16 protein-coding genes and 1 pseudogene are annotated in these 23,709 nt (G+C 73.2%); 11 read left to right on the top strand and 6 right to left on the bottom strand.

Annotation, left to right across the window (positions count from 1 at the left end):
- Positions 1 to 101 precede the first annotated feature (101 nt).
- The 9 genes and pseudogenes from AB0959_RS21125 to AB0959_RS21085 form a co-directional block, all read left to right on the top strand.
- Positions 102 to 1,193, top strand: a complete 1,092-nt coding sequence (locus AB0959_RS21125; RefSeq protein ID WP_366827964.1) for a DUF3344 domain-containing protein — start codon at positions 102 to 104, stop codon at positions 1,191 to 1,193.
- Positions 1,194 to 1,234: 41 nt separating this feature from the next.
- Positions 1,235 to 2,437, top strand: a complete 1,203-nt coding sequence (locus tag AB0959_RS21120; RefSeq protein ID WP_366827963.1) for a glycosyltransferase — start codon at positions 1,235 to 1,237, stop codon at positions 2,435 to 2,437.
- Positions 2,434 to 3,876: an exopolysaccharide biosynthesis polyprenyl glycosylphosphotransferase gene (locus tag AB0959_RS21115; protein WP_366827962.1), complete on the top strand. Its 1,443-nt coding sequence runs from the start codon at positions 2,434 to 2,436 to the stop codon at positions 3,874 to 3,876. Before AB0959_RS21120 ends, AB0959_RS21115 begins: the two co-directional genes overlap by 4 nt.
- A gap of 96 nt (positions 3,877 to 3,972) precedes the next feature.
- A complete protein-coding gene (locus AB0959_RS21110; protein ID WP_366828084.1) occupies positions 3,973 to 5,301 on the top strand; it encodes an O-antigen ligase family protein in 1,329 nt (442 codons plus the stop codon).
- Positions 5,298 to 6,953 (top strand): lipid II flippase MurJ, encoded by a 1,656-nt coding sequence (locus tag AB0959_RS21105; RefSeq protein ID WP_366827961.1) that lies wholly within the window; start codon positions 5,298 to 5,300, stop codon positions 6,951 to 6,953. Before AB0959_RS21110 ends, AB0959_RS21105 begins: the two co-directional genes overlap by 4 nt.
- Positions 6,954 to 7,011: 58 nt before the next feature.
- Entirely contained in the window at positions 7,012 to 7,704 is a 693-nt protein-coding gene (locus AB0959_RS21100) for a polysaccharide deacetylase family protein (protein ID WP_366828083.1), read from the top strand.
- Positions 7,705 to 7,708: 4 nt separating this feature from the next.
- The gene (locus AB0959_RS21095; protein ID WP_366827960.1) at positions 7,709 to 8,857 is read left to right on the top strand and encodes a glycosyltransferase; all 1,149 of its coding nucleotides are present in this window, start codon (positions 7,709 to 7,711) and stop codon (positions 8,855 to 8,857) included.
- Positions 8,854 to 9,525, top strand: coding sequence for a lipopolysaccharide biosynthesis protein (locus AB0959_RS21090; RefSeq protein ID WP_366827959.1), 672 nt, complete (start codon positions 8,854 to 8,856; stop codon positions 9,523 to 9,525). The genes AB0959_RS21095 and AB0959_RS21090 overlap by 4 nt, the downstream gene beginning before the upstream one ends.
- Before the next feature lie 59 nt (positions 9,526 to 9,584).
- Positions 9,585 to 10,658, top strand: a pseudogene (locus tag AB0959_RS21085) (GNAT family N-acetyltransferase); the annotation flags it as partial.
- Positions 10,659 to 10,706: 48 nt separating this feature from the next.
- Here AB0959_RS21085 and AB0959_RS21080 read toward each other — a convergent pair.
- Positions 10,707 to 11,984 (bottom strand): glycosyl hydrolase, encoded by a 1,278-nt coding sequence (locus tag AB0959_RS21080; RefSeq protein WP_366827958.1) that lies wholly within the window; start codon positions 11,982 to 11,984, stop codon positions 10,707 to 10,709.
- A gap of 233 nt (positions 11,985 to 12,217) precedes the next feature.
- Between AB0959_RS21080 and AB0959_RS21075 the strand changes: the two genes are divergently transcribed.
- Together AB0959_RS21075 and AB0959_RS21070 are read left to right on the top strand one after the other, a co-directional pair.
- Positions 12,218 to 13,456 carry an ATP-grasp domain-containing protein gene (locus AB0959_RS21075; protein WP_366827957.1) on the top strand — a complete coding sequence of 413 codons (1,239 nt, stop codon included), beginning with the start codon at positions 12,218 to 12,220 and terminating at the stop codon, positions 13,454 to 13,456.
- The gene (locus tag AB0959_RS21070; protein ID WP_366827956.1) at positions 13,456 to 14,727 is read left to right on the top strand and encodes an NAD(P)-binding domain-containing protein; all 1,272 of its coding nucleotides are present in this window, start codon (positions 13,456 to 13,458) and stop codon (positions 14,725 to 14,727) included. Before AB0959_RS21075 ends, AB0959_RS21070 begins: the two co-directional genes overlap by 1 nt.
- 53 nt (positions 14,728 to 14,780) lie before the next feature.
- Here the strand turns inward: AB0959_RS21070 and AB0959_RS21065 are convergent, their stop codons facing one another.
- From AB0959_RS21065 to AB0959_RS21045, 5 genes are all read right to left on the bottom strand, one after another.
- Positions 14,781 to 15,662 (bottom strand): chaplin, encoded by an 882-nt coding sequence (locus AB0959_RS21065; RefSeq protein WP_366827955.1) that lies wholly within the window; start codon positions 15,660 to 15,662, stop codon positions 14,781 to 14,783.
- A 357-nt stretch (positions 15,663 to 16,019) separates the two neighbouring features.
- Positions 16,020 to 17,939 carry an AMP-dependent synthetase/ligase gene (locus AB0959_RS21060; RefSeq protein ID WP_366827954.1) on the bottom strand — a complete coding sequence of 640 codons (1,920 nt, stop codon included), beginning with the start codon at positions 17,937 to 17,939 and terminating at the stop codon, positions 16,020 to 16,022.
- A gap of 135 nt (positions 17,940 to 18,074) precedes the next feature.
- On the bottom strand, positions 18,075 to 19,661 hold the full coding sequence (locus tag AB0959_RS21055; RefSeq protein WP_366827953.1) for a von Willebrand factor type A domain-containing protein: 1,587 nt from the start codon (positions 19,659 to 19,661) through the stop codon (positions 18,075 to 18,077).
- A gap of 156 nt (positions 19,662 to 19,817) precedes the next feature.
- On the bottom strand, positions 19,818 to 20,681 hold the full coding sequence (locus tag AB0959_RS21050; protein ID WP_366827952.1) for an ABC transporter permease: 864 nt from the start codon (positions 20,679 to 20,681) through the stop codon (positions 19,818 to 19,820).
- Complete coding sequence (locus AB0959_RS21045) at positions 20,681 to 23,482, bottom strand: alpha/beta fold hydrolase (RefSeq protein ID WP_366827951.1); 2,802 nt, start codon at positions 23,480 to 23,482, stop codon at positions 20,681 to 20,683. Before AB0959_RS21045 ends, AB0959_RS21050 begins: the two co-directional genes overlap by 1 nt.
- Between the last annotated feature and the right edge of the window lie 227 nt (positions 23,483 to 23,709).

The raw sequence follows: 23,709 nt of genomic DNA, 5'->3' as shown, positions 1-23,709 counted from the left end.
TGACTAGAGTTGCGAACCTCCCAACGCACTCCTCAGCGCGGGCACATCGCACTCGTGTCGCCGCTGCCACCGCCCCCCGTTCTGAAAGGGCACCGACGGTCATGCGCCATTCCCTGGGTCCGCTGCTTCCCCGTGCGGCCGCGGGCGTCCTCGCCCTCGCGGCGATGTGTGCGCCCGGCAGTTCCCCGGCAGCAGCCCCGGCCGCGCCGCCCGCACCGGAGGCGTACAGCCTCTCGTTCGCCCAGCGGTACCGCGCGGTGCAGCGCGGGGGGATCGTGCGTGCGGCCAACTCGTCCGTCACCTGCAACACGGCCGCGTCGTCGTGCAACGGCGCCCGAGAGGGCCGTGCGGGGGCGAACGGCGACTTCGACATGACGTACGTCGACGTGGACAGCGACCCGAACACCTACAACTCCAGCCACGGCGAGGTGCGTCTGCCCAAGGGAGCGCGAGTGACGTACGCGCGCCTGTACTGGGGCGGCAACCTGCGGGTCGGCGAGCAGAAGCCACCGGAGGACAACGGGCGGGTGCTCGTCGCCGAGGCCGGCGGCGCGTACAAGGAGGTGCTCGCGGACTCGGTGGTCGGGCACCAGGTGGCGCACGGTGCGGACGCCTTCCAGGCCACCGCGGACGTCACGTCGCTGGTGCAGTCCAGCGGTGCGGGGCTCTACACCGTGGCGCAGATCAACGTGGCCGGCGGCCGCTCCCCCGTCGGCACCTGGGGCGGCTGGACGCTGGTCGTCGCGTACGAGCACGAGTCGGAGCCGCTGCGGCACCTGGCGATGTGGGACGGTTTCGGCGCCCTGACGGCCGAACGGGACCAGGAGGTCCGCATCTCGGGGATGCCGTTCCCGGAGGGCGCGGGCGGGCGGGTCGGCCTGGTCGCCTACAACGGGGACCGCGGCTCACCGGGCGACACGTTCAGCGTGTCCACCGGCGGCCAGGACACGATCGCGCTGGGCGACGCGGCCAACCCCCAGGACGACGGACTGAACTCGACGATCAGCGAGTTCGGCGGGACCGGGCCGGACCGCGCGCCCGACCACCCGAACACCTTCGGCTACGACTCCGACGTCCTCGATCTGCGCGAGGGGATCCGGCGCGGCGGGGACCAGCTGGCGTTCCGGATCGCCTCACGGCGGGACCCCGCCTGGGTCGGAGCCCTCTTCGTGGCCGTGGACGCCAGGCCGTGAGGCACTCCGCCCCACTCCGGGTCCATGAACAAGGAACACCCGTGAACCTGTCACCGTCGGCCCCTCCCTCGCGCATCCTGCACATCACCCAGCCCGTGGAAGGCGGTGTGGCCCGGGTCGTGACGGACCTGATGCGGGCTCAGCTCGCCGACGGACTGCACGTCACGGTCGCCTGCCCCGGCGGTGGCCTCGCCCCCGCCCTGAAGGCCCTCGGCGCCGACGTACGGCACTGGCACGCCACGCGTTCGCCGGGGCGCACGCTCGCACGGGAGGTACGGCACCTGCGCCGCGTCCTCGCCGACGTACGACCCGACCTGGTGCACGCGCACAGCGCCAAGGCCGGGCTGGCCGCGCGGCTCGCCGTACGCGGACGGATCCCGACCGTCTTCCAGCCGCACGCCTGGTCCTTCGAGGCGGTGAACGGGGCCACCGCCTCACTCGCCCTGAAGTGGGAACGGTGGGGCGCCCGCTGGGCCGACCGGGTGGTGTGCGTGAGTGAGGCCGAGCGGGTCACCGGCGAACGGGCCGGGGTACGGGCCCGCTGGCGGGTGATCGCGAACGGAGTCGATCCGGGGCGCTTCCGTCCCGCGGCCCTCAGCGCCGCACGGTCCGGGATGCCGCTGCTCGCCGGCCTCGGTGCGGACACTCCGCTGGTCGTGTGCGTGGGGCGGCTGTGCCGGCAGAAGGGGCAGGACATCCTGCTGGCGGCGTGGCGGGCGGTGATCCGGCAGGTGCCCGGAGCCCGGCTCGTGCTGGTCGGCGACGGGCCGGACGCGTCTGCGCTGCGGGAGCTCGCGCCCGAGGGTGTGCTGTTCGCCGGGGCCGCCCCCGATGCCGCGCCCTGGTACCAGGCCGCCGATCTCGTCGTCCTGCCGTCCCGCTGGGAGGGCATGGCGCTGGCGCCGCTGGAGGCCATGGCGTGCGGCCGGCCCGTCGTGATCACGGATGTGGACGGGGCCCGCGAGAGTCTGCCGGCGGGTCAGGAACCCGTGCCCGCCGAGGACCCCGAGGCGCTGGCCCGCACCATGACCCGGCTGCTGCTCGATCCACGGCTGCGGGAGTCCCTCGGCCAACTGGGTCGCCGTCACGTCCTGGCCCACCACGACGTACGGCACACCGCCGGTGCCGTGACGGACGTCTACCTCGAACTGCTGCACGGCTCGACACGGAGGCCGCACTCCGCGTTCGTCGAGCACACCCCGTGCGGGGAAACCACCGAGTACAGGGAGTCAATCCACTCGTGACTGCGGAAAGTACCGTCCCCTCCCCCGGCGCAGAGCCACGGGAGTACGGATCCTCGACTGTCTCGGTCATTCCTCCGCGCGGGGCCACCGACGGCTCCCGGTTCCCGGCCGCTCGACGCCCCGGACCTCACCGGCACGTCGCGCGGCTGGCGCTGCTCACGGTGGACGCCGGCGCCGCGCTCCTGGTCGCCCTCGCGCTCACCGACGCCCGGACTCCGTGGCGTCCGCTGCTGGTGGCCGGGATGCTGCTGGCCGTCGTGTGCCTGAACGCGCGGGCGCTGCTGTACCGGCCGCCCGCCGTGCCCGCGGTGCTGGACGAACTGCCCGCCGTCTGCGCGCGGATCGCCGTCGGCTGGGCCGTGCTCGCGGCGGCTGTGGCGGCGTACTCCCCGGACCACGTGCTGACCGCGGGCACCCTCGCCCTCGGCTGTGCCCTGCAGTCGGCGGCGAGCTGCGCGGGCCGCGGCGCCGTGCACTGGCAACGGCGCCGGGCACTGCTGCGCAGGCCCGGTGCGGCTCTGGTGATCGGCCCCGCGGCGACCGCGCAACGCGTGGCCGCCGCGTTCCTGCGCCATCCCGGCTGCGGGCTGCGGCCCGTGGGCGTGGTCTCCGGCCAGCCGGCCGGGGAGGAAGGACTGCCGGTGCTCACCACCGACGAGGAGGTGCGGCGGGCGATCGTCCAGAACAGCGTCCAGGCCGCCCTCCTCGTGGGGCCCCGCTCCGAACACGGGCCGTTGCCGGCGGCCCTGGCGGCGGCGGGGTGCGCGCTGTGGCAGGTGGACGCCGAATCGCCGTCGTACGACCGCGGAGGTGAACGGCTCGCCGGATTCACCTGTCGGCGACTTGAGTTGACGGAACGTCATGAGGGCCTGGGCAAAAGGGCGCTGGACGTCGCCGTCTCCGGGACCCTGCTGCTTCTGGTGAGCCCGCTGTTGCTCGTCACCGCCGTGGTGCTGCGACTGACCGAGGGGCCCGGGGTGGTGTTCCGGCAGGAGCGGATCGGCAAGGGCGGGCGGCCGTTCACGCTGCTGAAGTTCCGCACGCACCGCCCGGTCGACGCGCACGAGGCGGCGACCCGGTGGAGCGTGGCGAACGAGCACCAGATGCGCTGGTTCTGCCGCTTCCTGCGCAGGAGTTCCCTGGACGAGCTGCTCCAGTTGTGGAACGTCCTCAGAGGGGACATGAGCCTGGTCGGGCCGCGCCCCGAACGCCCCTACTTCGTCGGCCAGTTCAGCGAGACCCACCCGGGTTACGCGGAGCGCCACCGCATGCGGACCGGCATCACGGGCCTCGCCCAGGTCAAGGGGCTGCGCGGCGACACCTCCATCGAGGACCGCGCGCGGTTCGACAACGCCTACATCGACGACTGGTCCCTGTGGCAGGACGTCTGCATCCTGCTGCGCACGGCGGTCGCGCTCGTCCGTCCCACGGGGAGCTGAGCCGTGGCCCTCCCCCAGGTGCTCGGCCCCGGCCGGGCAGGGTGGTACGCCCCTCGTGCCGCGTTGCCCGTCCTGCCGGTGGTGGCGGTGATCGCCATGCTGGCGCTGCCCGTCGCCCCCGGCGGCGGGGGCGGGGCCAACGCGGCCGACGTCGTGTCCGGGCTGCTGGTGCTGTGGTGCGGGATCCGTCTCGTACGGGACCGCCGGCGCCCGCTGTCCCGGACGGCCGCCGTGGTGCTGGGGCTGCCCCTCCTGGGGCTCGCGCTGGCGGTGGCCGGGGCGGCTCCGCTCGGGTCCTGGGTCACCGGGCTCGCCCGGTACCTGCAGATCTTCGTGCTGGTGCCGGCGGCGGTCCTGCTGAGCGTGCGGGGCCGGGCGGACTTCCGGCTGCTGGCCTGGGCGTTCGTGGGGCTGGCGCTGTGGCAGGGGGCCGTCGGCGTACACCAGTACGCCACCGGGACCGGGGCCTCCTACGCGGGCGAGGACATCCGGGCGGTGGGCACCTTCGGGCCCACGGACGTCATGGGAATGGCCACGGTCGTCTCGTTCGGTCTGGTGTGCGCGGTCGGGCTGGCGCTGGGGCCCGTGTCGAGAACGGCGCCTGCCGGGCATCGGGCGGCCGCAGCGCTGTGCGCGGTGGCGCTGGTGGCGCCGCTCACGGTGTCGTTCAGCCGGGGAGCGTGGATCGCCACGGCGGTCACGTGCGCGCTCCAGGTGGCGCTGGCGGGGCTCAGGCGGGCGGTCGGGGTGTTCACGGCGTTGGCCGCCGTCGGGGTGATCCTCGTGGGCGGGCTCGGCATCGGCTCGGCGCTGCTCCAGGAGCGGATCAACAGCATCACGCAGGTCGCCGACGCCCCGGACCACTCGGTCACCGACCGGTACACGATGTGGTCGGCGGCCGTCGACATGTGGCGCGAACAGCCGCTGACCGGCGTGGGGCTGAAGGGCTTCCCCGAGCACCGGGACGGGCGCGCCTCGCTGGCGCTCTCCTCCGGGGCCGACATCGCGGGCGCCGGGGTCACCTTCCGCAAGCAACCGCTGCTGTCGCCGCACAACATGTACCTCCTCGTGCTGAGCGAGCAGGGGATCATCGGCCTGCTGGCACTGGGGGGCAGCTGGCTGGCGCTGCTGGTGTGCGGGCTGCGGGAGCTGGCCCGGGCACGGCGCGCGGACGGCGGTCCCCCGGGCAGCGGTCCCCCGGGCCGGTCCGGCGGCCTCGACTGCGGGCTCGTCGCGTGCGGACTGATCGTGTGGCAGCTCGTCGACTTCGTGTACGCCGACATCGGCGGGCCCTCGACCGTCCTGACCGGCGTGGCCCTGGGGCTCGCCGCCTGGTGGGCCCTCACCGACACGGCCGTCTCCCCCCGCCCCTCCGAGCAGCAACCGGCCGGTGCCACCGAGCCGGAGGAGGCCGCAGCGTCATGACCGCGACACCTCCCCCCGTGACCGACAGTGCCGCGGCGGCGCCCGAGCCCGGGTCCGGGTCCGTGGTGCCCGCCGCCCGGACCACCGCCGAGTCCACCGAGGCCGCCCCGCCGACGCGCAAGTTCCTCGCCCGGGCGACCCTCGTCACCGCGGTGCTCACGGCCATCGGGTCGCTGCTGGGCCTCGGACGCGACCAGGCGCTGTCGTACCTGTTCGGAGCCGGGTCCGAGACGGACGCCTTCCTGGTCGCCTGGACCATCCCGGAGTTCGCGGCCACCCTGCTCATCGAGGACGGGATGGCCATCGTCCTGGTGCCCATGCTCAGCGTGGCCGTGGCCCGCCGGGCGCAGGGCGCCCCCGGCGATCCGGTGCGCTCGCTGGTCGCCACCACGCTGCCCCGGCTCTCGCTGGCGTTCGCGGCGGTGGCCGCCGTGCTGATGGCCGGAGCGCCGTACGTGGTGGGGGTGCTCGCGCCCGGGCTGTCCGATCCCGGGCTCGCCGTGTACTGCACCCGGCTGACCGCCACCTGTGTGTTCACCTTCGGGCTCGCCGGGTACTGCAGCGCCGCGCTGCGGGCCCACCGGCGGTTCACGGCGCCCGCGGCGATCTACGTGGCGTACAACGCGGCGATCATCGCGGCGATGTTCGTCCTCGGCGGGGCCTGGGGCGTGCGGGCGGCGGCGGTCGGGGTCGCGGTGGGCGGCGCGCTGATGATCCTGGCCCAGCTTCCGTCGCTCTTGAGGGAGCTCCGGCGCAAGTCGGCGGCCTCCGTGGGAACGGCGGAGCCGGAGCGCCCGATGAGCCTCGTCCTCGTCAGCACGGTCCTCCTCTTCGCGCTGTGCCGTCAGGCCCAGGTGCTCATCGAGCGCTTCATCGGCTCGACGCTTCCGGCCGGGGCCATCTCGCACCTCAACTACGCGCAGAAGGTGGCCCAGATCCCGATGACGTTCTCGCTGATGCTGTGCACCGTCACCTTCCCGGTGGTGGCGCAGGCGCTGGCCGAGGGCGACACCGAGCGGGCGCGCAAGCGGGTGGAGAAGGACCTGGTCCTGGTGGCGTCGATCGTGCTGCTGGGCGCTGCCGCGATCGTCGCGTGCGCGCCCCAGATGACCGAACTGCTCTTCCAGCGCGGTGCGTTCACCGCCCAGGACACCGCCGCCACGGCCTCCGTGATGCGGGTGTACGCCCTCGGGCTGCTGGGCCACTCGCTGGTGGGCGCGCTCATCCGCTCATACTTCTCGTCCCGGCGGCCGACCTGGTATCCGCTCGCCGCGATGGCCGCCGGGATCTTCGTGACCTCCCTGATCGGCGCCGTCACCGCCGGTACCTGGGGCGTGCGCGGGATCGCCGCCGCCAACGCCGCCGGGATCACCGTCACGGCGCTGCTCCTGCTGCACGGCGTCGGTGGCCGCGGGGTGCCGATCCGCGTCCGGCAGGTGGTGGCCGACATGGGCAGGCCCGTGCGGGCGGCCGTGCTGGCCTGCGCGGCGGGGCTGTTCTGCGCGAGCGGCGTGGACTCAGCCGTGCTCGGGCTCGCCCTGGGGCTGGCCGTCGTGTCCCTCGTCTTCGTCGCGCTGGCATGGACCGGTGCCGGCGCCGTCCCCGTACTCCGTTCCGTCACACGAAGGCTTCCACATGTCCGTAACCGCTGAGCCGACCGACCCGACCGCCCGCACCAGACCCGCCTTCGGCACGTGTCTGTGGGTGGCGATGTACCACTCGGTGGGCGACACCTCCGACGACCCCTACCGCCTCACCGTCTCCCCCGGCCGCCTCGCCCGCCAGTTGCGCTGGCTGCGCCGCCGGGGGCTGCGCGGGGTGAGCATGGCCGAGCTGCTCGCCGCCCGGGCCCGTGGGCAGGGACGGAACCTGGTGGGTCTCACCTTCGACGACGGGTACACGGACTTCGTCGACGTCGCCATTCCGCTGCTGCGCGAACACGGCTGCGGGGCCACTGTCTTCGTCCTCCCCGGGCGGCTGGACGGCGAGAACGCCTGGGACCCGCTCGGCCCGCGCAAGCGCCTGCTGGGCCGGCGGGGCATCCTGGCGGCCGCCGCGGTGGAGGGCATCGAGATCGGCTCGCACGGGCTCACGCACGTCGACCTCACCAAGGCGGACACCGCGACGCTGCGCGCCGAGGTCGCCGACAGCAGGGCGCTGCTCTCGGAGTTGACCGGCGCCGAGGTCCAGGGCTTCTGCTATCCGTACGGGTACCTCGACCAGCGGGTCATGGACGCCGTGCGCGACGCCGGGTACGCCTACGCCTGTGCCGTCGACCCCGGCCCGCTGGACGGCGTCCACGCCCTGCCCCGCGTCCACATCGGGGAGAACGACACCTCCGTACGCCTGTTCCTCAAGCACCGGCTGCACCGGCTGCGCCGTCGCCCCGTCGAGGGGGCCTGACGACGTGAAGGCCCTGCACATCATCACCGGCCTCGGCGTCGGTGGTGCGGAGCAGCAACTCCGGCTGCTGCTGCGCCATCTGCCGGTCGAGTGCGACGTGGTGACGCTCACCACGCCCGGTCCGGTCGCGGACGGCCTCACCACCGACGGTGTGCGCGTCACCCATGTCGGCATGAGCGGCAACCGCGACCTGACGGCCCTGCCCCGCCTCGTGCGGCTGATCCGCGCGGGCCGCTACGACCTCGTGCACACGCACCTGTACCGGGCCTGCGTGTACGGCCGGGTCGCCGCCCGCCTCGCCGGTGTACGGGCGGTCGTCGCCACCGAACACTCCCTGGGCGCCTCGCAGATGGAGGGCCGCCGGCTCTCCGCCGGGGTCCGCGCGCTGTACCTGGCCAGCGAGCGCCTGGGCAGCGCCACGGTCGCCGTCTCCCCCACGGTCGCCGAACGGCTGAGGAGCTGGGGCGTTCCCGGCCCGCGCATCGAGGTCGTGCCGAACGGCATCGATCTGGCCCGCTTCCGCTTCGACCCCGCGCTGCGCGAGCGCACCCGCAGACGGCTCGGGCTGCCGGAGGGGGCGTACGTCGTCGGGGGCGTGGGACGGCTTACGGCGGGCAAGCGGTTCGACGTCCTCGTCCGGGCGCTGGCCCAACTCCCTCACGACGTCTGGCTGTTGCTGGTCGGTGGCGGCCCGGAGGAGAGCGTGCTGCGGCGGGCCGCCCATCAGGCGGGGACCGCCGACCGGGTGCTGCTGACCGGCGAGCGGCCGGCCGGCGGATCGCCGGGCGCCGATCTGCCCTCGCTGCTGGCCGCCATGGACGTCCTCGCCTCACCCAGCAGCGAGGAGGCCTTCGGTCTCGCCGTCGTGGAGGCCCTGGCGGCCGGGCTGCCCGTGCTCTACGTCGCGTGCCCCGCGGTCGAGGACCTGGCGCCGGACACGGCACCCGGCGCCAAGCGGGTGCCGGGGAGCGCGGACTCCTTCGTACGCGCCCTGCTCGACACCCGCGCCGAGGGCTCGGGGTCCCGGGCCGTCCCCGCCGCCGCACACCACTACTGCATCACCCGCAGCGCCGCCCAGCTCATGGACGTGTACGCCGCCGCCGTCTCCAGTACGCCTTCCGGAAGCCCGTCTTTGGGAGTGAGTTCCGCATGACCGACATCGTCGACAAGACCGACCGTACGCCCGGCGCCTCCCAGGCGACCGCCGCCCTCGCCCGTGTGAAGGCCCTGCCCGCCTGGTGCCTCCTGGTGGCCGGGGTCGTGCTCGGCGGGGTGGCCGGGAGCACGTACGGCGCCGTCAAACCCGCGACGTACACGGCCACGAACTATGTCGTCGCCGTGCCCGCCAAGGGGTCGGACACCCAGTCCGCGCTGGGCTTCGCGCAGGCCTACGGGCGTGTGGCCACGCAGCTCGCGGTGCTCGGGGACGCGCAGGTGTGGGCCGGGGTGCCGGTCGGGACGCTGCGGGACAGCGTGCGGACGGCGACCTCGCCGGACGCGCCCATGGTCGCCGTCTCGGCCACCTCCTCGCACGCCGACGTGGCCGCCGACATGGCCAACGCCGTCTCGCGTTCCCTGACGCGGCACGCGAACCACGCCGAGGGCAGCACGCACGTCAAGCTCCACCAGTTCGCGCGTGCCACTCCGCCCACCGAGACGTCCTCGGCCTCGCCGGCGGTGACCGGTCTGGTGGGTGCCAGCGCGGGTGGGCTGCTCGGGGGCCTGCTCCTGCTGGTCCGCCCCCGGCGCGACGCCGACGCCGGCCCGGCCGCGTCCGTGCCGGGCCCGGCCACCGCGGCGGACGCGCAGCGAAAGCTGTGACCGGCACACTCCGGGCCGTGGACGACGCCGCCGACGGCACCGGTGGCCCTCGCGGCACCCTGTACGCCGAACTCTGCACCGACGAGCACGAGTTCGCCGGGCTCGGCCCCGCCTGGGCCCGCCTCCACCGGCGGTGTTCCGCCGCCACGCCGTTCCAGAGCCATGCCTGGCTGCACTCGTGGTGGCTGTCGTACGGCAGGCGCGGGCAGCTGCGGATCGTGCTGGTGCGCGAGGGCGGGGAACTGCTCGCCGCCGCTCCCCTCACGCTCGTGCGCTCGCCGCTGCCCGCCCTGGTCCCCCTGGGCGGCGCGATCTCCGACTACGCGGATGTCCTCATCGACGACGAGCGGGCCGAGCGCGCGGCCGTGGTGCTGACCTCGGCGCTGTTCACGCTGGCCCGCACCGCGTTGATCGACTTCCGCGAGGTGCGGCCCGGCGCCGCCGTGGAGCGTGTGTACGACCTGTGGCGCGGTCCCCGGCACCGGGTCGCCGACTCGGTGTGCCTGGAGCTGCCCGCCCGGCCGTTGGACGAGCTGCTGACGCGGCTGCCGGCCGCCCGGGCCCAGCGCGTCCGGGCCAAGATCCGCAAGCTCGGCGGCCTCGGCGTCGAGCCGCGGACCGTACCGCAGGACGAGGTGGGCACGGCCCTGCGCACGATGCTGGACCTCCACCGGCTGCAGTGGCAGGGCCGCGCGGTGACCCCCGAGCACGTCCGGCCCCGGTTCCACGAGCACCTGGTCCGCTCGGTCGGCTCGATGGTCAGGGCCGGGGAGGCCGCGGTGACCGAGTTCCGGGTCGACGGTGACGTCCTGGCCGTCGACGTGAGCCTGCTGTCGCGGAAGCTGACGTGCGGCTATCTGTACGGCGTCCATCCCCGGCTGCGGGAACGGAAGGCGGACGTCGCCACCATGCTGCTGCGCGCCTGCGCCGAGCGCGCGAGCGTCGGCGGCCACCAGGTGCTGAGCCTGTTGCGCGGCACCGAGGCGTACAAGCTCCACTGGCGCCCGGAGACCGTGGTCAACCAGCGGCTCCTCCTCGCCCGGCGGCGTACGGCACCCCTGCTGTCGGCGGTCGTCTGCGACGTGGCCGCCCGCGACCGGGGCAAGAAGCTGGTCCGCCGGCGCGTGGAGCGGGCGGCGGCGGGGCGTGACCGGCCCGCCGTGCCCGCGTCGTCGGTCGCGCTACCACCAGTTGGTGGGCAGGCAGAGCTTCTCGCCGAGCCAGTCCTCGATCCAGTCGCCCAGGTTCAGCGGCGTGCAGTCGGGCGGGTTCACGGGTGTGGGAATCACGGGCGTGGGGTTCACGGGGGTGGGATTCACGGGCGTGGGGTCGAGGCGGCCGGAGAGCACCGAGCGGTAGAGCTGGGATGCCTTCGGGTTGGCCCCGCACTGCCACACGCCGTGCGGGCAGTAGTCGGTGATCGTGTGGTACAGCGGCTGGTGCCGGTCCATCCAGTCGAGCATGCCCTTCATGAACTCCACGTTGTCGCCGTTGCGGAAGAGCCCCCATTCCGGATACGAGACGGGCTTGCCGTGGGCCTTGGCGAAGTCCACATGGGCCTGGAGCCCGTACGGCTCCTTCACCTGCTCGTCGAACGACAGGCCGCGCGGCTGGTCGTACGAGTCCATGCCGATGATGTCGACCGTGTCGTCCCCGGGATAGCACGCGGTCCAGGGAATGGCGTCCCGGCCGCGGTTCGGCGTCCAGTCGAACCGGAACCTCTGCCCCGGCACCGCCCGCATGGTCCTGACGATCCGCTTCCAGTACCGCTTCCAGTTCTCCGGGTCCGGCCCGCAGCGATGGGTGTACGTCATGCCGTTCATTTCCCAGCCGAGCACGATGACGGTGTCCGGCACCTTCAGCTCGACGAGCCGTTCGGCCAGCCTGCGGAAGTGGTGGTCGAACTCTCCGGCCACCCCGCGCCGCAGCAGCGCACGGACCTCGTCGTCGGGGACGCCCGCCTCGTTGCGCTCCATCATCGGCACGTTCAGGACGAACATCCGGTCGGCGTCCTGCCCGCGCCACCGCGCCCACGCGTCGAGGAACCCCTGCGGCCCCTCGATGCTGCTCCACCGGTCGCCCGCCAGGTACGTGTGCGCCACGCGCAGCTCGGTCCCTCCCAGCCACTCGCTGAGCCGGGCGATACGGTCCACGCCCTGGGGACCGTAGTCGAGGTAGGCGCCGAAGGCCGGGGCCCGCTGGTCGGGGATGCCCTGCGTCTTCGGGGCGAGCGGTGTGGGTGACACCCGCGCCGGGTGCGCCTTCCTGGCCGGCTTCTTCGGGGCCTTGGGAGCCTTCGGGGCCGCCGGCACGCCCGGGAGGGGTACCGGAGGGCCGCCGCCCGGCACGGCTCCGTCGCCCATGGCGCTCCCTGGTCCCGAGACGAACACGACCGATGCGGCCACACCGGCGACGCACGCCAGCCGTCCGTTTCGGGATCGCCGTCGCTGTGGACGCATGCACGCTCCTCTCCGCAGCTCCTGCGCTGTCGCCCGCTGCTGTTCGCTTCAGCCGCTTCGTTCTCACAGCTCTCCTATTGACACCCAGTCATATGAATACGAACCCCGCCAGCCGAGGCTCCGGCCTTCGGGTGGTCCCCTCGCCCGCCCGGGTGATCCCTCCCGGTGATCCCTCCCGAACGACCAGACGCCCAAACGCCCAGACGATCAGACGCCCAGAAAGGAAGTGGCCCGTGCCGCTTCTCGATCCCCTCGTCCCCGCCGTTCTGCTGCGGACCGACCGGAACCCCTTCCACCACGGGACGCTCGGAGCCGTGCGCTCCCTCGGCCGGGCCGGTGTGGAGGTGCACGTGGTCGCCGATTCCGCCGGCCCGCACGCCAGGTCGCGCTTCGTGGCGGCCACGCACTCCCCGCCGCCGCCGGGGGCGTCCCTCGCCGAGTTCGCCGCCGTCCTGCACACGGTGGCGGCCCGGGTCGGCCGGCCCGCCGTCCTGATCCCCATGGACGACGCGAGCGCCCTCGCGGTGTGCCGGCTGCGCGCCGAGCTCTCGGACGACTTCCTGCTCCCTGACCAGCCGGCCGACCTCGCCGAGCGGGTGGCCGACAAGGCGGAGCTGGCCGCCGTGTGCGAACGCCTGGGCATCCCCCACCCGGTGACGCTGATCCCGGAGAACGCGGCCCAGGCGGCCGCCTTCGCCTGGCAGCTGGGGCTGCCGGTGGTGGCGAAGTGGAGCCGGCCCTGGCGGGTGCCCGCCGGGACCGGCCTGCGCAGCACGCAGGTGGTGCGTACGGCCGACGAGGCGCAGGCGCTGTTCCGGCGGAGCGAGGAGGGCGGCAGCCGACTGCTGCTCCAGGCGTTCCTGCCACCCGGCCAGGACCGTGACTGGTTCTTCCACGGGTACGCCGGCCGGGACGGTGTGGTGCGCGGCGGCGGCCCCGGCCGCAAGAAGCGTGCCTGGCCGCAGGGCGCGGGCCTGACCACCGTGGGCCGCTGGACGCCGAACCCGAAGGTGCAGGAGCTGGCCGAGCGGCTGGTGAGCACGCTCGGCTACCGGGGGGTGTTCGACCTCGACTTCCGTCTGGACGGCGCGGGCGCGTACCACCTGCTCGACTTCAATCCGCGCCCGGGCGCCCAGTTCCGGCTCTTCGCGGACACGGCCGGCGTGGACGTCGTCCGCGCCCTGCACCTGGATCTGACGCACCGCGCGGTCCCGGACGGCCAACCCCTGCCCGGCCGGGACTTCGTCGTGGAGAACTACGCCCCGCTGACCGCGCTGCGTCCGCGCCGCCGGCGCGAACTGGCCTGGCACGCCCGGGACGACCTCGTGCCGGGCCTGGCGCTGTGGGCGCTGTGGTGCCGGCACGCGGTGCGTCGCCTGTCGGAACGCAGACCCGCTCCCGAGGTGCGGATCGTACGCCAGACGGGCGCCCCGACTTACCAGAACGATGACGAGAGAGCGAGCAACTTCTGATGTACGACCTGTTGGTGGTGGGCGCCGGCCCCTACGGACTGTCCATCGCGGCCCATGCCGCGGCCGCGGGACTGAGCCTGCGCGTCGTCGGGCGGCCCATGGCGTCCTGGCGGGACCACATGCCGCGCGGCATGTTCCTGAAGTCGGAGCCGTGGGCGTCCAACCTCTCGGACCCGGACGGCAAGTGGAGCCTGGACGCGTACTGCGCGGAACTGGGCATGACGGCCCGGCACGGTGAGCCGATTCCGGTCGAGACGTTCGCGTCGTACGGCCTGTGGTTCGCCCAGCACGCCGTACCGCCCGTCGACGAACGGATGGTGAAGGGCCTTCAGTTCTGCCCGGGCGGCTTCGAGGCCGTCCTGGAGGACGGTGAGACGCTGCGCGCGAAGACGGTGGCACTGGCTGTCGGCGTCATGCCGTTCATCGAAGTGCCGTCCGCGCTGCGGTCCTTGGGGCCGCAGTACGTCACGCACAGCAGTGACCACAGTGACCTCGACCGCTTCCGGGGCCGGGACGTCACGGTGGTCGGCGGCGGTCAGGCGGCGCTGGAGACGGCCGCGCTGCTCGCCGAGCAGGGCACGCGGGCCCGGGTGCTGGTCCGCGCCCCGCGTCTGTACTGGAACGGCCTGCCCACGCCGTTGGAGCGCTCGCCCTGGCAGTCGTTCCGCTCACCGCAGAGCGGTCTGGGCATCGGCTGGCGCAACTGGTTCTACTCCGAGCGGCCGGCCTGGTTCCACCGTCTCCCGGAGGCGAAGCGCACGCACATCGCGGCGACCGCCCTCGGACCGGCGGGCGCCTGGTGGGTGCGCGACCGGGTCGAGCCGGTCGTCGAGGTGGGGCTGGGTCAGCGGGTGACGGCCGCGCACGAGTCGGGCGGCCGGGTACGGCTGGAGACGGTGGGCCGCGGTGGTGAGCCGGCGATCGTGGAGACCGACCACGTCATCGCGGCCACGGGGTTCAAGGCCACCTGCGACCGGCTGAGTCTGCTGGCGGAGGACGTACGCGGGGGTCTGGCGGCCGTGTCCGACGGTTCGCCCGCGGTCGGGCGGGACTTCGAGTCGTCGGTGCCCGGGCTGTTCTTCGCGGGCCTGACGACGGCCTCCGGGTTCGGTCCCGCGATGCGCTTCGTGCTCGGCGCGGGGTTCACCGGGGGGACGCTGGTGCGGGGCGTACGGCGACGGCTGTACTCGGGGGTGCCGGGCCGGCGGATTCCGAGGCCCGGGGCCGGGTCCCGGACGGCTCGGACCGGGGCCGTCAGCCGGAGCCGGTGACGGGCCGGGTGTGACATCGGGTGCCGGACGCGTCGCGTCCGGCACCCGAGGCGTCACCGGCGGGAGGCCGCTCGGCTCCGCCGGTACAGAACGGCCCCGCCCGCGATCAGCGCGACGCCTGCGGCCGAGGCCCCGAGGACGCCCTCGGCGCCGGTCTCCGCCATGGTGGACGAAGTGGCGGTGTGCTGGCGCGGTTCGTTCGTGGACGGCTTGGCGGGCGGGGTCGCCCGCGGCGACTTCGGCGGCTGGTGCCGGGGCGTGTCCGGCGTGTCCGGGGTGTCAGGGTTCTCCGGGGTGCCCGGGGTCCAGGGGGTGTCCTCGTGGTCCTCGGGCACGTCCTCGCGGCCCTTCGAGGACTCGTCGTTGACGCACTTGTTGCCGAACACGTCGTCGAACACGCCGACCACGTCCAGCGTGTTGCCGCACGCGTTGATCGGGATGTCCACCGGTGCCTGGACGACGTTGCCGGAACCCACCCCGGGCGAGTCCTTGGCCACGGCGTGCGCCGAGGCGCCCGAGGAACCGTGCTCGTCCGAAGAACCGCGCTCACTCGAAGAACCGCGCTCGTCCCCGGAACCGCGCGTTCCCGAGGGGCCGTTGGAGGAGCCGGACCCCTCCGAACCGCCCGATCCCTTCCCGTCGTCGTGCCCGGAGGAACCGCGGCGGGAGGCATCGTGGGACTTGTCCGAACCCGACTCGTTGGCGCAGGAGTTGCGCAGGGCCGAGTTGCCGACGCCGACGATCCCGACGGTGTTGCCGCACAGGTTGATGGGCACCTCCACGGGAACCTGGACGGTGTTGCCGGACAGAGCGCCGGGCGAGTCCTTGGCGACGCCTTCGGCGTTCGAGTCCGCGAGTGCCGCGGGGTTGTACAGGGACAGGATGCCCGTCGCGGCCGCCGCCGCAACCATTCCCTTGCTCAGGGTCTGTCGCACAATCTTGTTTTCTTCCTGCTCGTAGAAGGGGGAAAGGCCGACCCCGGCCGAAAAGACGGTCCAAGGCCGGCCGGAAAACAGCCGGGCGGCTGACGCGCTACACCGTGTTTTCCTCCTTGCGGTCATGCGCCCATGACGGATGAAAACGAGCCGGCACAGCGTGAACGACTCGAACCATGGCCTGCGCGCTGTAAACGAGGGATGGGCGAAGGAAGAAACCACGGAACGCGCGGGCACTCGGGGATTCACCCGAATGCCGCGCCAAAATCAACTGGCCGGATCAGCGGTCGGATCAGCGGTCGGATCCGCTGTCGGATCAACGGCGGGTCTCCTGCCGCGCAGGGACCGGCGTGCCCCTCAGCCCCTGTACAGGGCCTCGATCTCGGCTGCGTACGCCGCCGTCACCGCGTGGCGGCGGATCTTGAGGGACGGGGTGAGCAGGCCGTTGTCCTCGCTGAACTCGCCCTCCACGAGCCGGAACTCGCGGATGGACTCGGCGCGGGAGACCGCCTGGTTCGCGTAGTCCACGGCCTTCTGGACGTCGGCGCGCATCCGGGGGTCGGAGGCCAGCTCGGACAGCGGGGTGTCGGCGGGCATCCCGCGGACGTAGAGCCAGTGGGCGACGTCCTCGGGGTCGAGGGTGATCAGGGCGGCGACGTAGGGGCGGTTGTCGCCTACGACGACGCACTGGCCCACGGGCGGGCGGCTGCGGAGCCGGTCCTCCAGGACGGCGGGGGAAACGTTCTTGCCGCCGGAGGTGATGAGGACGTCCTTCTTGCGGCCGGTGATGGTGAGGTAGCCGTCCTCGTCGAGGGAGCCGAGGTCTCCGGTGGCGAACCAGCCGTCGGTGAGCACGGCGTCGGTGGACGCCTCGTCGTTGAAGTAGGTGCCGAAGACGATGCCGCCCTTGATGAGCACCTCACCGTCGTCGGCGATGCGGATCGCGGTGCCGGGGACCGGCCGGCCGACCGTGCCCGGGCGGGGGCGCAGGGGCGGGACGATGGTGGCGGCGGCGGTGGTCTCCGTAAGGCCGTACCCCTCGTAGATGATGATCCCGGCGGCGTAGAAGAACAGGTTGAGGTCGCGGTCGAGCGGGGAGCCGCCGCTGATGGCGTAGCGCATGCGGCCGCCGAGCTCGCGTCGGACGCGACGGTAGACCAGCAGGTCGTACAGGGCCCAGGCGGCGTACAGCCCCGGCCCCGGGCCCTTGCCCCGGCCGAGGAACTTGTCCATGTGTGCCTCGCCGAAGCGCACCGCGATGCGGTGCGCGCGGTCGAAGGAGGCGCCGCGGCCGATGCGCTCGGCGGTGGCGCGGCCGGTGTTGTGGATCTTCTCGAAGAGGTACGGCACGCCCACCAGGAAGGTGGGCTGGAACTCCTTGAGGGCGGGCCGCAGTTCGTCGGGCTTGATGCTCGGGCAGTGGCCCAGCTCGATCCGGGCCATGACGCAGGCGATCTGGATCGTCCGGCCCAGGATGTGGGCGAGCGGGAGGAACAGCAGGGTCGAGGCGACCTCCCCGGTGACCTCCTTGAAGAGGGGGTGGAGCAGCTCGACCGTGTTGGCGGCCTCCGCGTGGAGGTTGGCGTGGGTGAGCACACAGCCCTTGGGGCGGCCGGTGGTGCCGGAGGTGTAGCAGACGGTCGCGACCGTGTCGGGGGTGAGGGCCTCCCGGCGCTTGGTGACCTCCTCGTCGGGGATCTCCCGGCCGAGGGCGGCGAGTTCGGCCATGGCGCCCTCGTCGAGCTGCCGGCAGCGCGGGGTCTCGGGGTGCTCGGCGGTGCCCGTGCGCACGGCCTCCGCGTTCTCGGCGGTCTCCGCGATCACGAAGCGGGCGCCGGAGTCCCGGACGATCCACTCGATCTGGTCGGACGACGACGTGGCGTAGATGGGGACGGTCTGGCCGCCGGCCGCCCAGATGGCGAAGTCGAGGACCGTCCACTCGTAGCGGGTGCGGGACATCACCGCGATGCGGTCGCCCGCCTCCAGGCCGGCCGCGATGAGTCCCTTCGCGGTCGCGGTGACCTCACGGGCGAACTCGGCGGCCGAGACCCGGCGCCAGGCGTCCTGCTCCTTGCGGCGCAGGACGACGGCGTCGGGCGCCTCGGCCGCGTTGGTGAACGGGAGGTCGGCGATGCTGCCGGTCGCCGGCGGGCGGGCGAGGGCCGGCGTACGGGCCTCGCGGACGGTGCCGTCGCCGTCGCGGACGACCTCGACCGTGGTGCGGTCCGCCAGGTCACCGCGCTTCTTCGCCTGCTTCAAGTCCCTGCGTACGCCCATGACGGCTCCCGGTCGCGGCTGCGCTGACGTGCTGCCGTACGTACTCGCTCCGTACTCGCTGTGCTTACCGGGGAGTCAACTTACCGGCGCGTAGGGGAAATTCAATGGGTTTCGCTCATTCTTCCCAAACGATGATCACCTGGGTGCGCCCCGGTCCGCCGTCTCGATCGCCTGCGCGAGGCCGTGCAGGTCCTTGTCCTCCCGGTCCTTCGCCAACTTCTCGGCATACCCGGAGAGTTGTCGCAGTGACGGGCGGCCGGGGAGGGAGGTCGAGCGGTCGTCGCCGCCGCGGAGGGCGTCGGCGAAGTACGCGGCGACGGCGGCCACCTGGAGGCCCTCGGGTGAGGTCCACAGGTCGTCGTGGAAGGACCGGGCCTCCAGTCGGGCCGACTCCTCGTGCGGGGTCCGGGTGTCCGGGTCGAGCCAGCGGACGGTCGCCGTCGCCAGGTGGCCCAAGGCGCCGGGCCGGGTGCGGACGGCGTAGAGGGCGGTGACGGTGTGGCCGGGGCCGACCTCGCCGCCGTCCACACGGTCGTCGCGGAAGTCCTCGTCGGCGACCTGCCGGTTGTCGTAGCCGATGAGGCGGAACTCGGAGACCGTCTCCGGGTCGAACGCCACCTGGGCCTTGGCGTCCCGGGCCGTGAGGTCGATGTTGCGCGGGAGTTGCTCGCAGAAGAGGGTGCGGGCCTCGGACTTCGAGGAGACGTACGTCGTGTGGCCGTCGCCCTTGTCGGCGAGGCGCTCCATCAGGGCGTCGCCGTAGTCGCTGCCCACGCCGACGCCGAAGAGCGTGATGCCGTGCTCGCGGCGGGAGTCGGCGATGCGTTCGAGGATCGTGTCGGCGTCGGTGTCGCCGGTGTTGGCGAGCGCGTCGGAGAGAAGGACGACCCGGTTGGTCGCGCCCTCGCGCAGGCCCTCCACGGCCGTGGCGTACCCGGTCTCGACGCCCGCGCCGAGGTTGGTGGAGTCCGTGGGCTCCAGTTCGTCGACGGCGTCGTGGACCCGGTCGCGGTGCCCGCCGAGGCGGGTCATCGGCAGGACGGTCTCGGCCTCGTCGCTGAACGTCACGATGGCCACCGAGTCGTCGTCGCGCAGCCGCCCCGTCATCACGTCGAGGGCGTCCCGGACCAGGTCGAGACGGCCCGGTTCGCCCATGGAACCGGAGACGTCGATGACGAACGTGAGCGCGGCCGGCGGGCGTTCGTCCTCGTCCTCCTCGGGCCGGGTGGCGAGGCCGACCCGCAGCAGGGACCAGTCCCCGCTGTCGGGGCCGGCCGTGCGGGCGCCGTCGACGGTCACGGAGAAGCCGTTGCCGTCGGGACGGCGGTAGTCCTGGCGGAAGCTGTTGACGAACTCCTCGGGGCGGATCGTCGACGGGTCGGGCCTGCCGCCCTCGGCGAGGGTGCGGCGCGCGTAGCCGTACGAGGCGGTGTCGACGTCGAGCGCGAACGTGGAGAGGTAGTCGGGGGACGAGGTCCTCTCGCGGTCACCGTCGGTCTCGCCCTCGTTCTCGCCCTCGTTCTCGCCGTCGCGCTGTTCTCCCGTGCCCTGGCTGTAGGCGGGGGCGGGGGCCGGGGCCTGGCCGCGGCTCTTGTTCGCGCCGTCCGACGAGTAGCCGGCGCCTCCCTCGCTTCCGCTGCACCCCGTGAGCAGCAGGCCGCCCGCCGCGGTGAGCGCCAGCAGTCCGGCGCGCAGGCGTCGTGTTCGGTACCGCTCCAGCATCCGTGCCCCCTTGGTCCGTTGACTGGTCCGTCGACGTCGACGTCTGCGACTGTGACGCGGGAGGGGGCCGGAACGTGCGGCACGGGGTGTTGCGGATGGATTGCGAAGCGGCCACGGCGGGGGTCCGTCGAGACCGGTGGGTGATCCTCCGTTGACCTAGGAGACGACGTCCTTCCGGGCGAAACCGCGGAAGGCCAGGGCGAACAGCACGAGGGCGTACGTTATCGAGACGGACACGCCCTGGATCATGTCGTTCCACTGCAACTGCGGCTGGACGGCGTCCAGCCAGGCGTACTGCCAGTGCGCGGGAACGAAGTGACGCCAGTCGCCGAGGGCCGTCACCTCGTCCAGGACGTTGCCGATGATGGTCAGGCCGACCGCGCCGCCGACCGCGCCCAGTGGGGCGTCCGTCCGGGTGGAGAGCCAGAACGCCAGCCCCGCCGTGACCAGTTGGGACACGAAGATGTACGCCACGACGATCAGCAGGCGCTCCGTGGCCGTACCGGTCGGCATCGTGCCGCCCACGGGGAGCTGGAGCGGCCCCCAGCCGTAGGCGGCGGTGCCGACGGCGAGCGCGATGACCGGCATCAGCACGAGCGCGCCCAGGCTGAGGGTGAGCCCGACGACGAGCTTGGACCACAGCAGGCGGGCGCGGGGCACGGGCGCCGCGAGCAGATAGCGCAGCGACGACCAGTTCGCCTCCGAGGCGACCGTGTCCCCGCAGAACAGCGCCACCGGGATCACCAGGAGGAAGCCCGCGGAGGCGAAGAGGTTCACCGCGGCGAAGTTGGCGCCCGACGCCGTGGCCGTGTCCATCAGGTTCACCCGGTTGCCGCCCTGGCCGGGTTGGCCGCCGACCTGGAAGGCGACGAGCAGGACGACCGGCAGGGCGGCCAGGATGCCGAACATGACCATCGTGCGGCGCCGCTTCAGCTGCCGCACGAGTTCGACGCGCAGCGGCAGGGTCCGCCCCGCCCGGTAGCCGGAGGCCACCTCGCGCGGCTGGGCGAGCGTGCTCATCAGGAACCTCCGATCAGGGTGAGGAAGGCGTCCTCCAGGCGGCGGTGGGGGCCGAGGGAGGCGACGGGGACTTCCAGTCGTACGAGTTCGACGAGGAGGGAGGCGCTCCGGTCGGTGACGCCGCCCGGTTCGGTCACGCCGCCGGATTCGGTCACGCCGCCGGGTTCGCCCGCGTTCGCTGTGGCTCCGGAGGCCCGCGGGCCGGTAGCCCCCGGACCGGAAGCCTCGGCCGCCGCGGAGCCCACAGTGGAGCCCACAGTGGGTGGCGCCGGCGGCGCCAGCCGTACCAGCAGTCCGCCCTCCGTCCGTACCGCCGACTCCACGTCCGGCAGGTCCGCCACCTTCTCCACGACCGGGTCGGAGATGTCGGAGGCCAGACCGACGAGCAGGGTGTCGCCGCCGCCGATGATGTCGCCGACGGGGCCCGACCGGACCAGCCGGCCCTTGTCCATGACCACCAGATGCGTGCAGGACTGCTCGACCTCGGCCAGCAGGTGGCTGGAGACGATGACCGTGCGGCCGGCCGCCGCGTAGCGGATGACGACCTCGCGCATCTCACGGATCTGTGGCGGGTCGAGGCCGTTGGTCGGCTCGTCCAGGATCAGCAGGTCGGGCAGGCCGAGCATCGCCTGCGCGATGGCGAGGCGCTGGCGCATGCCCTGGGAGTAGGTGCGGACCGCGCGGGACAGGGCGTCGCCGAGGCCCGCGATCTGAAGGGCCTCGTCCATGTGGGCGTCCTCGGGCGGGCGGCCCGTGGCCTTCCAGTACAGCTCCAGGTTCTCGCGGCCGGAGAGGTGCGGCAGGAAGCCCGCGCCCTCGACGAAGGAACCGACGCGGGACAGCACCGGCGAGCCGGGCCGGATCGCGTGGCCGAAGACGCGGATCTCGCCGCCGTCCGGCTTGATCAGGCCCATCAGCATGCGCAGGGTGGTCGTCTTGCCCGCGCCGTTCGGACCGAGGAGGCCGAGCACCTGGCCCTTCTCGACCCGGAAGGACACATCCCGCACCGCGTACCGGTCCGCCGACTTCGCGTATCGCTTGCTCAGGCCGGTGATCTGGAGCGGGACGTCGGCCAGCTCCGGGTCGGGCGCGGGCGTGGCGGTCCGTCGGCGGCCCGTCAGCACCAGCGCGAGCGCCACCACCGCTCCGGCGAGCGGCAGCCACCAGACCCACGAGGGCAGCGGTGCCGCCGCGGTGTCCTCGCCGAGGGGCGCCGGCACCCGCAGGTCGCCCTTCACGGAGGCCGTGTACGTCGCCGGGGTGGTCGGGGAGGCGTAGGCGAGGTCCGTCGAGGCGAGGACCAGGCGCAGCCGGTGGCCGTCGTCCACCTCGTGGTCGATCGCCGGGAGCGTGATCGTCACGTCCTTGCCGGCCTTGGCGCCCTCCACCCGGACGGGCGTGACCAGTTGGGAGGGCAGCAGTGGCTGGCTGCCGCCCGGTCCGACGTCGTAGACCTTCGCGAAGAACACGGCGTCCTCGCTGGTCGACTTCACGTGGACCGTCACCGACGGTGAGCCGGTGATCTGCAGGTCCTCCGCGAACGGCTTCGAGTCGAACGCGGCGAACTGGCCGGGGAAGTCGAAGGACACGCCGACACCGAGCGAGGACAGCTGGGCCAGGCCGCCGGCGTCGCCGAGGCCGGGCAGGGCCGAGATGGCGGGCGGGTTCGCTCCGGCGGGGTTCTCGAAGGTCTGCTCGCGGCCGGCCAGGGCGACCGGGCGCATCGCGTCCGACAGGCCGGGGTACGTGTCCGAGTCCGCGCCGGTCAGCCGCACCGTGCCGTCGTTGTCGGCCTGGCCGGCCTGGCGCGAGACACGGAAGGCGGGGCCGGTGTCGGCTCCGGACTCGTCCTTCAGGTAGCGGTCGAACCACGACTCGACCCGGGCCTGCACCCGGTCGACCTCCATGTCGCCGCCGTCGTGCCCGCCGGCGATCCAGTCGACGTCCACGGGGGCGCCGTTGGCGCGGATCGCCTTGGCCGCGGCGTCCGCCTGGCCGAGCGGGAAGAGCGAGTCGGTCTGGCCCTGCAGCAGCAGTGTGGGCACCTTGATGCGGTCGCCCACGGCGCTGGGGCTGCGCTCCTCAAGCAGCTTCACCGCCTGGGCGTCCGGCTTCCCCGACTCGGCGACCCGGTCGTACATCGCGCAGAGCTGGGCCTCGAACTTCGCGCAGCCGCCACCGGTGTTGACGAAGATGCCGGCCCACAGCTTCTTGAAGACGCCGTTCGGGAACAGGGCGTCCGCCAGGTTCCAGTACGTGATGGCCGGGGCGATCGCGTCGACCCGGTCGTCGTATCCGGCGGTCAGCAGCGAGATCGCGCCGCCGTACGAGGGGCCGGCGATGCCCACGCGCGGGTCGCCGGTCTTGTCGAGCTCGACCTCGGGCCGCTTGGCCAGCCAGTCGATGAGCCGGGAGACGTCGGCGACCTCGCCCTTCGGGTCGTTGAGCCCGATCTTTCCGGTCGACCTGCCGAAGCCGCGTGCCGACCACGTCATGACCGCGTAGCCGTCGCGGGCGAGGTCCTCCGCCTGCTGGCGTACGGAGTCCTTGTTGTCTCCGAAGCCGTGCGAGAGCAGTACGGCGGGGCGGCGGCCGCCGCCCGAGTCCGCGGTGAAGTACGAGGTGTCGATCCTCACTCCGCCGCCCATGGCCATGACTCTGTCGGCCCTGTGCACCTGCGGGGCGTCGTCCGAGGCGGCGGCCGTCCACACGCCGGTGCCGGCGAGCACGACGACGGCGGCGGCCGCAGCCGTCGCCGCCCAGCGCCTCGGGCCTCGCAATGCGGGCAGTCGAAGATCCATGCGTCAACGGTACGGGTGCCCGTCTGTGCCCGGGGCAGCCCCCGGGCGGAAGTGGTCTACCTCCCACAGAGGTATGGGGGCGTTGCAGTGTACTGCGGTCGCGGTATGGGGGTGGGTGGAGGGCGGGGTTGTTTCGCCCCCGCCGCCCCTACCCGTCCCATCCTGTCCCTGGGGGGGGCCCCCCCCGACAGATCGGGAGAGCACACGTCGGTAAAGCCGTGACCTGG

The organism is Streptomyces sp. NPDC046862, from assembly GCF_040704615.1.
GTDB lineage: Bacteria > Actinomycetota > Actinomycetes > Streptomycetales > Streptomycetaceae > Streptomyces.
Note: the sequence above shows the minus strand (reverse complement) of the source record. Positions and strands in the feature narration are given on the sequence as shown.

Coding starts and splice junctions, on each gene's coding strand:
- AB0959_RS21055 (WP_366827953.1), bottom strand. CDS start 19,661: ATGCTGGAGCGGTACCGAACACGACGCCTGCGCGCCGGACTGCTGGCG.
- AB0959_RS21050 (WP_366827952.1), bottom strand. CDS start 20,681: ATGAGCACGCTCGCCCAGCCGCGCGAGGTGGCCTCCGGCTACCGGGCG.
- AB0959_RS21070 (WP_366827956.1), top strand. CDS start 13,456: ATGTACGACCTGTTGGTGGTGGGCGCCGGCCCCTACGGACTGTCCATC.
- AB0959_RS21110 (WP_366828084.1), top strand. CDS start 3,973: ATGCTGGCGCTGCCCGTCGCCCCCGGCGGCGGGGGCGGGGCCAACGCG.
- AB0959_RS21100 (WP_366828083.1), top strand. CDS start 7,012: ATGTACCACTCGGTGGGCGACACCTCCGACGACCCCTACCGCCTCACC.
- AB0959_RS21045 (WP_366827951.1), bottom strand. CDS start 23,482: ATGGATCTTCGACTGCCCGCATTGCGAGGCCCGAGGCGCTGGGCGGCG.
- AB0959_RS21080 (WP_366827958.1), bottom strand. CDS start 11,984: ATGCGTCCACAGCGACGGCGATCCCGAAACGGACGGCTGGCGTGCGTC.
- AB0959_RS21090 (WP_366827959.1), top strand. CDS start 8,854: ATGACCGACATCGTCGACAAGACCGACCGTACGCCCGGCGCCTCCCAG.
- AB0959_RS21060 (WP_366827954.1), bottom strand. CDS start 17,939: ATGGGCGTACGCAGGGACTTGAAGCAGGCGAAGAAGCGCGGTGACCTG.
- AB0959_RS21105 (WP_366827961.1), top strand. CDS start 5,298: ATGACCGCGACACCTCCCCCCGTGACCGACAGTGCCGCGGCGGCGCCC.
- AB0959_RS21125 (WP_366827964.1), top strand. CDS start 102: ATGCGCCATTCCCTGGGTCCGCTGCTTCCCCGTGCGGCCGCGGGCGTC.